Source organism: Labrys okinawensis (genome assembly GCF_047345005.1).
GTDB lineage: Bacteria > Pseudomonadota > Alphaproteobacteria > Rhizobiales > Labraceae > Labrys > Labrys okinawensis.
Genome location: NZ_CP178864.1, coordinates 4,172,584 through 4,184,611, shown reverse-complemented (window position 1 = coordinate 4,184,611; position 12,028 = coordinate 4,172,584). Strand labels below are relative to the sequence as shown.

Annotated in this window: 7 protein-coding genes; 3 read left to right on the top strand and 4 right to left on the bottom strand. The window is 60.4% G+C overall.

Annotation, left to right across the window (positions count from 1 at the left end):
* Position 1: 1 nt before the first annotated feature.
* The 3 genes from ACMDCR_RS19605 (at position 2) to ACMDCR_RS19595 (ending at position 5,422) form a co-directional block, all read left to right on the top strand.
* Positions 2–2,470, top strand: coding sequence for a condensation domain-containing protein (locus ACMDCR_RS19605; protein ID WP_413988223.1), 2,469 nt, complete (start codon positions 2–4; stop codon positions 2,468–2,470).
* Positions 2,467–3,576: an alpha/beta hydrolase family protein gene (locus ACMDCR_RS19600; protein WP_413988222.1), complete on the top strand. Its 1,110-nt coding sequence runs from the start codon at positions 2,467–2,469 to the stop codon at positions 3,574–3,576. Before ACMDCR_RS19605 ends, ACMDCR_RS19600 begins: the two co-directional genes overlap by 4 nt.
* Positions 3,577–4,570: 994 nt before the next feature.
* Positions 4,571–5,422 (top strand): LuxR C-terminal-related transcriptional regulator, encoded by an 852-nt coding sequence (locus ACMDCR_RS19595; protein ID WP_413988221.1) that lies wholly within the window; start codon positions 4,571–4,573, stop codon positions 5,420–5,422.
* A 350-nt stretch (positions 5,423–5,772) separates the two neighbouring features.
* Here the strand turns inward: ACMDCR_RS19595 and ACMDCR_RS19590 are convergent, their stop codons facing one another.
* From ACMDCR_RS19590 to ACMDCR_RS19575, 4 genes are all read right to left on the bottom strand, one after another.
* Positions 5,773–6,498 (bottom strand): LuxR C-terminal-related transcriptional regulator, encoded by a 726-nt coding sequence (locus tag ACMDCR_RS19590; protein WP_413988220.1) that lies wholly within the window; start codon positions 6,496–6,498, stop codon positions 5,773–5,775.
* A gap of 572 nt (positions 6,499–7,070) precedes the next feature.
* A complete protein-coding gene (locus tag ACMDCR_RS19585; protein ID WP_413988219.1) occupies positions 7,071–8,750 on the bottom strand; it encodes an AAA family ATPase in 1,680 nt (559 codons plus the stop codon).
* Between the two features lie 305 nt (positions 8,751–9,055).
* On the bottom strand, positions 9,056–10,492 hold the full coding sequence (locus ACMDCR_RS19580) for a hypothetical protein (protein ID WP_413988218.1): 1,437 nt from the start codon (positions 10,490–10,492) through the stop codon (positions 9,056–9,058).
* A gap of 350 nt (positions 10,493–10,842) precedes the next feature.
* Entirely contained in the window at positions 10,843–11,994 is a 1,152-nt protein-coding gene (locus tag ACMDCR_RS19575) for a glycosyltransferase family 4 protein (RefSeq protein ID WP_413988217.1), read from the bottom strand.
* Positions 11,995–12,028: the final 34 nt, after the last annotated feature.

Genomic DNA, 12,028 nt, shown 5'->3' with positions numbered 1-12,028 from the left:
GATGTCCAATACGGATCCTGGAAACAGCGGCGGGATTGATCTTCCGGCTCAGGAGACCGAGATCTACGAGTTCCCGTGCTCCCTGGCGCAGAGCCGCTTCTGGGTGCTCGACCAGATCACCCCCGAAAACCCGGCCCTGAATGTCGCCGTGCGCTGGCGCCTCCAGGGGCGCATCGACGTGCCGGTCCTCCAGCAGGCTTTGAACGCCGTGATCGATCGGCACGAGATCCTGCGTACCGCCTATCGTGATGTCGACGGCGAGCCCGTGCAGCTTGTCATGCCCGAAGCCTCGCTGCAGCTGCCGATCATCGACCTCACGCTGCTGCCCGAACCGGCGCGGCTGGAAGAGCGGGAACGCATCAGCCTGATCGAGGCACGCAAGCCATTCGATCTGACGGCGGTTCCCAATCTGCGGGCAACGCTGTTGAAGGTCGGCGCCGAAGAACACATCATCCTGGTGACCGTCCATCACATAGCCAGCGACGGCTGGTCGGTGGGCATCATCGCCCGTGACATGATGGAATTCTACGAGGCCGGTCTGAAGGGCAGGGCGCCGCAATTGTCGGATCTGCCGCTGCAATATGCCGATTTCGCGGTGTGGCAGACCGAGTGGATCAAGGTCGACGACCTCAAGGCCGAGCGCGATTATTGGACGACGCAACTGGCTGGCTTCCAGCCGTTCGACCTGCCGACTGATAAGCCCCGCAGCGCAGGCTCCGCGCCTGCGGTAATCGCGGGGCGCCAGTTGCCGCGTACGCTCACCGACGCCATGATCGCCTTGGCCACGTCCGAGGGCTGCACCTTCTTCATGGTGGGAGCAGGGGCGCTGGTCAGTATGCTCTATCGCCTTACTGGGCAGGAGGATATCACCCTCGGCACGCAGATCGCCGGGCGTGACCGCGTGGAGCTCAACAACGTCATCGGCCCTTTCATCAATACCGTGCCCTTGCGCGTCAATGCCGGGGGAACCCCGAGTTTCCGGCAACTGCTGGGCCGCATGCACGATGTCATCGAAGGTGCCCTTGTCAACCAGCGCATGCCGATCGAAGACATCGTCGCCATTGTCAAGCCGGTGCGGGATCCCGGCCGCAATCCGCTCTTCTCGGTCAATGTGATCTGCCAGCGCTCGTTCATTCCAACGGATGTACGGCCCGACCTGACGCTGATAGACATGCCTTCCGTGTCGCCGGGCGCGCTCTATGACTTGAACTTCTTCTTCGTGGAACGGCCCGACGGCTGGCGCATGTCCTGCGAGTACAACACTTCGCTCTACAATGCTGAGACGGCGGAGGGCTATCTCCTGCGACTGCAGGGGCTGCTCGAAAGCTTTATTGCCGATCCCGATCAGCCGATCGCGGAGAGGCAGGCGGCTCCTGTGCGCGCCATCCAGCCGGCTCAACCGTTCCTGCGGGTCCCTGCCATCCCCACGACCACACGCGAAGGGGTGGAGGCACAACTCGCCGGAATCTGGAAGACCGTGCTGAAAATCCCGATGCCTGGCAGGACCGATAATTTCTTCGAGCTTGGAGGCCATTCGCTCACGGCGTTTCGCCTGCTCTCGCGCGTCGAGAAGAGCTTCGACAAGCGCATTCCCTTCGAGGATCTCTACACCCATCCCACTATCGCGGGCCTGGCGAACCTCATTGTCGGCGAGCCTGAGGTTCAGTCCGAGAGCGCTGTCGTGATGCAGCCACTTGGCGATGAGACGCCGATCGTGGCGGTGCACGACACCTTCATCTTCCAGGATCTCGCCGATCGCCTGGGAGGGGACCGTCCCTTCATCTCCATTCCTGTGCCGGATTTCATAGAGTCCCGGCCGCAGATCCCTTATTCGGACTTGGCGGCACATTATCTGCGTGCCATCGAGGAAGTGCGCCCCAGAGGCCCCTATATTCTTCTCGGCTTTTGCTTCGCCGCGCGTCTCTCCTTCGAGATCGCGCGCCAGCTGGTCGAGAAGGGTGAGCGCGTCGAGCTTCTCGTGGCCATCGATGCCTGGGCGCCCAAATATCTGATGCGTCAGTCGCGGCTCAACGCCTTCCTCGCCGAATCTTCCTATCGCATCCAGAAGCTGGGCTTTTATATCCGCCTGCTCTTCAGGGGCTCGGAGGAGCGTAGGAATGCGCGCCGGCGCATGGGAATGTTCGGAAGAAAGCTTCTCGCCGCCATAGGACTGAACTCGAAGCCCGATGCCGATATCGATGAGATCACGCAGCGCAACAAGTGGATCGACCAGGCCGGCCACAGCCAGGAGACCAAGCAGCTGCCGGTCCCCATCCTCTCGATCCACAATGCGGACATGCCGCTGGGGCTCTTCCTCGACAAGACGATGGGCTGGCAGGCGCTGACCACAGAGCACGTCACCATGGCGTCGGTCCCCGGCAGCCATAGCGATCTCCTGCGGCGGGCCGGATCGACGACCATCGCCAATATCATCAATGCAACGCTGAAGCGGCAGTCCGGCCAGCGATGAGACGCTGGGCGCTCTCCGCTGCAGGCCTCGGGAAGCGCCTCAGGTCATGGCAGACCTTGTCTTCCGGCCTGCGGCTGGTGGTCAGCGTGCTGGTAACGGCCTTCGGGGTCGCCGGACCCGCTGCAGCCGACACACCTTCGGTGGCGGTGATGACGTTGCCGCTGACGGAACTCTGCCCCGAGGCGCCGGTATCCCAAGGACTGAAGGACGTCGCGCAGCGGCTGGTCGTGAAGGCCTGGTATCCAAACAAGGTCCAGGAGCCGCCAGCGGGATCCTCTTATCCCGTGGTGCTGTTCAACGCCGCATGGGGCGGCAGCAGCGACAGCCATTTCGGACAGATCCGGGAACTGGTGGCGCATGGTTTCGTGGTGATCAGCATCGATCACCGGCTCGATCTCAATGAGTACGGCCAGTTTCTCGACTTCTCTTCGCAGGAGGCCTTCGATCGGACCAAAGCCCTGGCCGACGGCAAGGCACGGCGATTCGCGTCGGACAACATTGTCGTCTTAGGTGCGCTGACGGCGGCCGCCGCCTGCGCGGCATCTGACGAGAAGATCACCCTTATCCGCAGCCTCGATTTCAACCGGACCGGGATCCTTGGGTATTCCTTCGGAGGCGCCGTCGCGGCGCAGACAGCCTGGCAGGATCCACGGTTCAAGGCAGCTCTCAACCTGGATGGCTGGCTTTTCGCCGACGCCTCGACCCTCGGTGTCGTCCAGCCCTTCATGGAGATCAGCGACGATACGCCGATTCCCACGCCGGCCGATCTCGACGCGCCCGATATGCATAAGCGCCTGGTGGCTCGCTTGAACGACGCTGACTACAAGCAGCTGCGTGCCAACATGATCAGCCATGGCGGCTACTATCTCGTCATCTCCGGCTCCAACCACGAGAGCTTCGTCGACGTTTCCAAGCGCTCCGTCGCCCAGCAACTTGCCGCTCTTCTGCCCGGCTCCGGCAGCATACCTGAGATCGTCAATGCCTATATACTGAGCTTTTTCGAGCGTTACGTCGCCGGCCGCCCGACCAGTCTCATCGACCAGATGCCCTCTCCGTACAAAGAGGTAAGCCTCGAATTCGCCCAGGCTCCCGCTTCTTCCCGCTAGAGCAAAATGCGTCCAGGCAAGAGCGGATTATGAAATTAACTTATTGGTACCAAAAGCATTTTGCGATTCTTGGTGATTCGATCTCAAAGTAAAACGCTTTAGAGCAAAGCGCGTTTGCACGTAAACGCCCATTGCTCTAACTCCTTGTTTTAACGCGTCTTTGCGTTTTTCCACCGATTCGATGGGAAGTAAAACGCTCCAAGGCGGGGATTCGGCAGGCAGATCGGTCGCTGTGAGCTGGTGAATGGTACTATAGGACGCCCGGATGTGCTGGTTTTCAGGTGTCTCGCCCATGTTTGGGTGCGATTCGGGAGAGTTTGCCTTTGCGGCCTGCAGTAGGCGAGTTGACGCAAAGAATGCGCGCGGCGAGGCGAAGGGCAGCGAGGCATGGGCGTGGCTCGACGCCGCGGTGCAGGTTGGTTTGCGCAAGCAGTCGACTGGACCCGATGTCGGAGAACTGGGGCGCGGCGCGATTTGACAGGATTCCGATTCGCAGAGCTGCCACCAGAATATCTATAAGTTTTTGCTCTTACTGAAGAATTTATATTTTCCGGCGAGGGCCTCGTATGCTCGCGATGTGCGTTTTCGCACTGCGTCCTGCCTGGAGTCCGATATATATGACAATGAGGATGGATCGGCTTTCGGATAGGGGAAGGCACCAGGAAGTTTCACCACCACGAGGCAGCAGCACTCGCGAGGTGGTGGCAGCCCAACTTTAGACTGAAAGATGTCCTAGAGGTATCACGCAGGCGTCACGCTCTATGGTGTCTATCGTAACGCATCATACAAATTCCGAGTGACTCTCTCGCATTCTTATGGAGTTTACACCGGAATCGTTGCATACTAGTTAGGTAATCGGGAAAAGTTTGCCGGGTCGAGCCTCCTTCTTTAGAGGTAGCATATTACTCCTGCGATCCGGCCAGAATTAGAACGTGGCCGATAGAACCACGAAGGTTACCGAAATATTGAGTGCCGCAGCTTGGTTGGGACAGGCTTGCTGGCGGCGTTGGGAAAAATGATTTGTTCGGAGACTAGAACTGTGAACGATTTTTCTGTGGGTCGCCAGGAACTAGAGCCGTTTGCGGCGGGCGGAGGGGTGTCCTCGAAACCCTCTACTTCCTTTCTTGACTTCAAGAAGGAAGAATATCCCGTTGGTTCTCACGATGCCCGCTCGGGCGCAAAGCCCGAGCCGGATCTGCAGACGCGCATTGCCATCATCGATGAGAATGCGCTTTCACGCAGTTGCTTGATGCGCTGTCTTTCGGCTTCCGAGCCGAATTTCATAACGGAAGGCTATTCCAGCGTCGAAGATTGGCGCCGAACGGATGCTCATGACATTCCCCTGATCGTGCTTTTGTGCGCCACGGGGCGCAAGTCGACCGAGTCTGCTGTTCGGCGCGATCTCGATCTGGTCATCCAGTCGGCCACCGAGGCCCGCGTAATCGTGGTTTCCGACTTTGAGGATTCCACGGAGATTGTCGCGGCGCTCGAGCGCGGGGCGAGGGGCTATATCGCCATGAGCTCCAATCTGGACGTTGCCATCGCGGCCATTCGCCTTGTGCGTGCTGGCGGCACCTTCGTGCCGGCGAGCGGTCTGCTGTCTTCTCGTTCGCCTGCCGCCTCGGCGGCGGAGACGGATATGGGCAACAAGTCACGGCAGAACGTTTTCACCCAGCGCCAGCTCGAGGTGATCGATCGTTTGCGTCAGGGCGAATCCAACAAGCTCATCGCTTACAAGCTCAACATGGGCGAGTGCACGGTGAAGGTGCATGTTCGCAACATCATGCGGAAGATCAAGGCGCGTAACCGCACCGAGATCGCCTTCCTGACCAACGAGCTGTTCTGATTTCGGACGGCCTCAAAGGGCCCTCCTTGTTTGTTTGAAGCGTCGCTGCCCGTGCCGGAACAATCCGGTCCGAGCAGCGGCGCTTTCTCATTTCACGGACCTGCGGCTCCGCAGCGCGGCCGCCTTCGGGCCACGCCCCGAAAAAGAACAGCCCGCGTTCAGCTCAAGACGATATTTTGAGGTTGTACCTGGTGGGCCGGTTTGCAGGCCCCCAGAAGGGCGTTTGGCTTGCATTCCGGGCCGGCGCCGGGAAAGAGAGGCTTTAGGATCGATGGGTGCCCTGCCGCCTCCTCAGGGCCGCGAATGGCCATGCTGTCGGACGCCTTGGGACCAGGGGCGCGCAGTGCCGGTCAGGAGACCTTGACGCCGGTGCCCAGCGGTGGCCGGCCGACGTCCGGCGTATTGTAGATCTCCTGGCCCTGGGCACGCAGGATGTCGCGCGACTTGTGGGCGATGGCCGTCCGGCTCTTAACCTTGAGCTTCTTCATGATGTTGCGGATATGCACCTTGACGGTGCTTTCCCGCAGGTTGAGTTCGTCGGCAATGGCCGCATTCGACTTGCCGCGGCTCACGGCCGCGATGATTGACAATTGGCGGGGCGAGATCGGCGTGTGCGACCTGGTGGCGGGCTCCGGTCGCGGGGCGCTGGGTTCGTTCGCTGCCCTGATCAGGCTTGCGGCCGGAACGAAGACACCACCCGCCATCACGAGGCGAGTCGCCTCGATTGCGACCTCGATGCCCAGGCTGGAAGGGATGTAGCCCTTGATACCCATATCCAGAGCCCGGAAGATGCTGGCGGGGTCCTCCGCGTCGGAGAGCAGGATGACAGGGGCCATCTGCCGCAGGGCGGTGCCCACACCCAGAGCGTCCAGATCGAGAGCGGTATCGCTGTCGCAAAGGAACACCAACGGCGTCGCCGTTTCCTGATCCGCGACGGCGTCCCACTCATCGATCGACGCAAAAGTCAGTACCCGCCGTTGCGGGAATTCAGCCGCCAACACCCGGCCCAGACAGTCGCGTTGCAGGGCTCTGTTGTTGACCAGAACTATCGGCCCGACCGGACTACTTGCTACCATGGAGCCGCCATTTGATTGACCCGGCGAGTATAAGGGTGCCGGGGGGGAGGGATCACTCGCAACCTGCAGTTTACTTGCTGTGCCGCCTGTGACTGTGGACAAATCAATAGGATCCAAGCGCAAAATTACTTCGCGCAGATTTTGCAACAGTACCAAGGACTCTTCCTTTGTGATGTTGCTTGAATTGACCGAAAGCCGGTGGTTCGGCATAGCAGCTCAAATGTAATCTTTGGAAGAATTACTTATAGTGCAACACGCTATCGGTGGCACTATTCACAACTCCAAAACCAAAAACTTCTTTTACGCCATACTGCACGGTAGCAGAATGATTCAAATGACCCATCATTTCAATCTAGCAATGTTGATAGGAGAAACAGAGAAAGGGGGCCAATTTAGGTAGCAGGTAACTCAAAGGCAGTAGATGACGCCGGAGCGCGCTAAACCCCCCGATGTGAGTAGCGTCGCGGGGTGAAGCGCGCCGCCTAGCCCCGTCGACAGCCCTGAGGGAGCCCAAATAGCATAGGCTGCACCTTCTCAGGCGCGATGCCGGCGGCTGTTGCCCCTCTAAAGAGCTATTGCCGGGGCCGGCGCAGAAGGGTGGGCCAATCGCGCTTCGGAACCTTGTTCAGGATAGCGCCGAGAACCTTGCCATTGGCCTGCTGAAGGGTCTCCAGAGCCTCTGTGACATCATCGCTCGTGGTCTTGCCGGCCTCGATGATGAACACCACAGCATCGAGCAGCGGCACGAGCGCCTTCACGTCGGAGGATGTGCTCATGGCCGGCAGGTCCACCACGACGTAGTCATAGGCTTTCATCACCCTCAGCTCGCCCTGCATGGCGGAGGAGCCGATGAAGAGGTTGATGTCGGTGCTGCGGCCGCTGCCCATGGCGGGAATGAAGTCGAGGCGGGGAGCGATGTTCACATCGGATACCGTGATCTGGCTTTCGCTGTGCTGGAGCACATCGCTGAGGCCATATTTGGCATTCGGCGCATAATGGCGGGTGAGCGTGGAATTGCGCAGGTCGCCATCGACCAGCATGGTGTGCCGCCCCGACGCGGCGAAGAGATGGGCGAGGTTCGATGCGATGGTAGTCTTGCCCTCGCTTGGCAGGCAGGAGACCATACCGATCAGCCGCGGTCCGGAACTCACTTCGCGGCCCATGATAGCCGTGCGTACGGCGCGCAGGCTTTCGGCGAAGGGCGAGACCGTGCCCGCGCGGGAGGTGCTGTAAGACAGGAAATCCTCGGAGCTTTCGCCCTGCTCGTCCGAGCGGAATGGCCAAAGCGAGCGCAGGGAGTGAAGGGCCGAGCGCGGCAGATTGATCAGGAAGCTGAGGAGACCGCCCTCCCGGCTGTCCGTCGCCATAGGCACGATGCCAAGGCAGTTCAGGCCCAGATCGCGCTGGACATGCCGCTTGGCGCGCAGCGTACGATCCAGGCTGTGGAGCACGCCGATCATGCCCAGGCCGGTGAGCAAGGCGAGGGCGAAGGCGAGCGCCAGAATCAGCTTGGTCTGCGGATAGGTCTTGGCAAGCGGCTCGATGGCTCCGCTGATGATGCGCGAGTCCGAGGCTGAGAACTGCTGCTGGCCTAGATCGCCAGTTCGAACGGCATCCTCGACGGCCTTCTGTTGCGCATTGACTTCATCCTTACGCACCTGCAGCCAGTCATTGCTGCTCTGCAAGGAGACGGCTTTGCCCAGGATCTGCTCACGCATGAACGACGCCGTGATCGAGTTGGCGATGCTGGCAGCGCGCGCCGATGACCGGGAGCGGAAGCCGATTTCCAGCACCAGAGACTGCCCGATCCTGCGGACGGTCACGCGATCGGAGAAGGACTGGAAAGCAGCCTCGGTCCGGCGCCTGGCGAGTTCTCCCGTGGGGTCGGGATCGGTGATGGGCTTGCCGACGAACTCCGGATCGTTCTGCAGGTTCAGGGTCTGGAAAACGTAGCGCAGCACCCGCTCGGATTTGACGATCTGGATCTGGCTTTCCACCTGCGAGTTGTCGAGGTTGACCTGCAGCAGGCTGGGGTCGGTACCCTGCACCGTCGAGAAGGAACTCCTCGGCTGCAGGATGACATTTGTGGAGGCGTAGAATTCCGGCGGAGTATAGACCAGATAGCCGATCGCCAAGGCCATGCAGAAAATGAACCACAGCACCAGCCCCCAGCCATATCGCAGAACTTCCACGATGACGTCGCGAGGACTGAAACGGTTGGGCTGATCGTTGAGCGGCCTAAGATAAAGCATTCCGGCTGCCTTGAACCTTCAAATATCAAACACGGGGTGGATATGAGGAAATCCGGATCGAACCGCTTTTCCTCGCCTTTCTATCCGTCCGGACGCAAATTGAGCATCCTTTAAATAGTATGATCCGACGATTCTTTCGTTCAGCCGACCAGCATAGCGTTTAGCCTGATCGTCATTCGTCGAATTGCTTATAAAGTTCTTGAACCTAAGCCGCAATGGTGGGTGTCGGCGCCCGGCGGGCCCGTGCGCCGTTTCCAGGTGCCAAGACCTCCGCGGGCCGGGTCGGTTGCGACGGCTGCCAACGTTCATGATGGCGTTCCCGCGCGCAGGAGATTGGGGACGTCTTCTTCATCCTGCTGTTTGGCCGGAACATTGCTGGTGTCATTGGCGGCACAGGCCAAACCTGCAAGCATGAAGAAGGACAGGCCGAGATCGATCAGCGACGCTGAGATCGCACATGTAATGATGTTTGCCAGGCAGGTGGTGCGTGCAGCCGCCCGAACTTCATGGACGTACCAGTCCAGTGGCTTTCTCGAGCGTCTGAACAATATCAGGAACAGGAACAGGCCATAGGTAACGCAGCCGATGACGCCGAGATTGCCGAATACCGCCAGCAGGAAGCTGGAGGAGCGCACTGCGCCGATACCCCCGCCCAGCCCGTAGGTGGCGAAGAACGTCTCTATTGACGCCTTGTTCCAGCTGCCACGCTCTTCCGCCGATTGGCTGGTAGCCTTGTTGAACAGCATCTCATTGGCGATTGCCCACACCTGGTCGCCGACCGCGGGTATCAACATGACCGCCGCGGAGATCAAGACGAAGAGGAGAGGCGCGAAGATGAGGTACGCCATGACGGTCTTCGGCACAGGGCCACGAATCAGGCGCCACAGCGATGTCATGTAGAGGATGGCAAGCACCAGAGGCAGGGCGACATAGGCGGTGGTCGCCGTGCACATCACCAGCAGGATCAGGCTGATCATGGCGACGGTGAAGGTCAGCGCCGGGCGCACGCCGCCCAGCCACAGCCTGAAGGTGAAGCCGAAGGTGCCCAGGGTCACGCCGCCGAAGGAGGAGGCCTCTGTAAACGAGCCAACGATGCGCTTCATGCCCGCAATGACCGTATCATCATGCAGGGCGTATGTTGTGTTGCGCATGAAATCGAGCAGGAACGAGGTATTCGTCCAGAATGTCGCGAGGTCCACGAGGGCAAAAAAGATATTGAACGTGCAATAGATGAAATAGGCCTGCGCCAGGACGTTGAAGTTGTCGCGGTTCTTGGCGAAGACATAGCAGACCAGGAAGGTGACCAGGTCCGCGATAAAGTAGACGGACTGCGTGATGTTGCCGGTGGTCGGGCCGAGGGGGACGAGGAGAGCCGATCCCTCACCGCCAGTCTGGTTGATGGCGGATACATAGACCGCGCCGGCGAAGATCCTCGGGAAGAGGATGGCGCCAAGGGTACCCCAAAGCACTGTCAACAGCAGCCAGAAGCCTTCGCGCGGAAAGGCGAGGGCCGACCATACCTCATCAGCCGTGCCAGGTTGGGCGAACATCGCCAGGATGACGAATCCCAGCATCAGATGAGCCGGCTGCACCGGAGCGCCGCCAATCGCGGTGAGGAACAGGACGGCGCAGGAGCCGAGAAGACCCGACGGAATGAGGATGTAGAATCCCACCACGGGGCCCCGAAAAAGGATCAGGAGTCCCAGGAGCAAGGCTACCGCACCAACTGGCTCAATCGTCATCCGAGTTTCAACCTTACGCCAATTTCCCGATTGGGGCCGGGCAGCAACAGGCCCATTCCAATAGCCCTCGCACGCGCCGACGCGTACGGTAACGCAAATACTCTCATTCCGCTCCGCCGTGGCTTGCGCGTCGGACCTGCTCCTGGGGCCAATGTCGACCCGCCGGATCCCTCCTCGTTGGCGGTCCGTTCAAGAGACCGCTACTCGCATTCGGCACTATGTCCCAAACCTGTCCGGGGCGGCTCTGCCAAGGCGACCCATAAGCGGCACGAACAAGACCAGACGCCATCTTAGGCGCAGCACATCACAGTTTCGGATGGCGATGCCAAGATAGAGGGAATTTCGTCCATTCAGCGTTGGCTTTCCCTAATGAGATCAATGTAGCCCTCCGTCGAAGCGTCCCATGAAAAGGATTTTACCTGCTCACGTCCGCGCTCCCTGAGCTCGTCGCGCAGCTGGGGTGAGCCCAGCAGGCGCCGAATCTGCGCTAGCCATGCCTCGGGCTGGTCCGGATCGGCCATCAACGCAGCCTCGCCGCAGATCTCGGGCATGCTCGCCCGATCCGAGGAGATGACCGGACAGCCCAGAGCCATGGCCTCCACGATCGGCAGGCCAAATCCCTCCGTGAAGGACGGAAAGACCAGGCACAGTGCGCCACCCATGAGGGCTGCAAGATCGTCGTCATTGACAAAGCCCATGAAACGCAGATTCGGGGCGGCGACCGTCTGATCGGCCTCGGCAAAGATGCTGGCCTGGCCGCCGGTCACCACGATGTCGATGCCCAGTTCGTCGAGGGCTCGGGCGAGGCCGAAGATCATCCCGTTGTTCTTGTGGCGGGCGCGGCTGCCGAGAATGAAGACATAGGGGCGGTCAAATCGGTGCTTCGCCAAGAGGACGGAGCGGCGGGCGTCCCATTTGAAGACATGCTCATGTCCATTCGGAAGCACCGTGATCCGTTCTTCCCGTATGCGCAGATGGCGGGCCAGCTCGCGCGCCGAGAAATGGGAGACGGTGGTGATCGCTACGGCCCGGCGGGCAAGGGCGGGAAGCAGGGTCTGGTAAACCGCGCGAAAGCTGCGGCTGTAGCTTTCCGGCATATTGTAGACATTGGCGTCATGCATGCAGACGATCTGTCTGTGGCGGACGACCGGCCCCAGATTGCACAGGTTGAGCAGGAAGGCACTATCTGCGACCGGCAGCGCAGCCTGTTCCCAGGCATGCCCGGTCATGTGGCCAGACCGCACTGGCTTGAGCGCGGCATAAGGCGGAATGGATACCTCGCCGGCGGGGAGATAGATGTTGGCCCGTCGTCCGTTCTGTTCGAGGATGCGGTCGAGCCGATCCACGATCTCGCGGGCGTAGCGCTGCACGCCTGTGACGGGCTGCGTCAGAAAGCGCCCATTGATGGCGAAAGTCGGAAGGTCGACCAGCTGAGGCTTTGAGTTCAGCTCCGCAAGAGCCGCACCTGTCGCACCAGCGGGGTGCGTTGCGTCGGCGATCATCGCAAGCTTCCCATTCAGATACAGGCTATCAAAC

Coding starts and splice junctions, on each gene's coding strand:
- ACMDCR_RS19605 (WP_413988223.1), top strand. CDS start 2: ATGTCCAATACGGATCCTGGAAACAGCGGCGGGATTGATCTTCCGGCT.
- ACMDCR_RS19600 (WP_413988222.1), top strand. CDS start 2,467: ATGAGACGCTGGGCGCTCTCCGCTGCAGGCCTCGGGAAGCGCCTCAGG.
- ACMDCR_RS19590 (WP_413988220.1), bottom strand. CDS start 6,498: ATGGTAGCAAGTAGTCCGGTCGGGCCGATAGTTCTGGTCAACAACAGA.
- ACMDCR_RS19585 (WP_413988219.1), bottom strand. CDS start 8,750: ATGCTTTATCTTAGGCCGCTCAACGATCAGCCCAACCGTTTCAGTCCT.
- ACMDCR_RS19580 (WP_413988218.1), bottom strand. CDS start 10,492: ATGACGATTGAGCCAGTTGGTGCGGTAGCCTTGCTCCTGGGACTCCTG.
- ACMDCR_RS19575 (WP_413988217.1), bottom strand. CDS start 11,994: ATGATCGCCGACGCAACGCACCCCGCTGGTGCGACAGGTGCGGCTCTT.